Source organism: Bacillus sp. SIMBA_031 (assembly GCF_046535225.1).
In the GTDB taxonomy this organism is placed as follows: Bacteria; Bacillota; Bacilli; order Bacillales; family Bacillaceae; genus Bacillus; species Bacillus velezensis.
In genome coordinates this window covers 1-243 of the sequence record NZ_JAWRXC010000608.1, presented here as the reverse complement: position 1 = coordinate 243, position 243 = coordinate 1, and the positions used below count along the sequence as shown (strand labels likewise).

Sequence of the window (243 nt, the reverse complement as noted above, 5' to 3'; positions counted from 1 at the left end):
CCCCTCTCCTTGGGCGGAACCAACATCTACCTCACAGGCAACGGTTACGCCCCCATGGTCACTGTCCGCGACGGGCAGGGCAACATCGCCCTGCAGGGTCCGGTAGTGGCCAAGGTGCAAGGGGCCAACTACTATTCCTCGGTGGTCATCAAGGTGCCCGACGCCAAGCCCGACCAACTCGGCTTTGTTGGTTTCTTCCTGCCCACGGCCTTCGCCACTCAGGACGGGGTTTCCTTCAGCGGG

The 243-nt window shown here is 63.0% G+C and carries 1 protein-coding gene; it reads left to right on the top strand.

What is annotated here, in order from left to right:
• Positions 1–243 (top strand): cytochrome c biogenesis ResB family protein (locus tag SB724_RS21545; protein ID WP_410573081.1); only part of this gene is annotated, 243 nt, incomplete at both ends.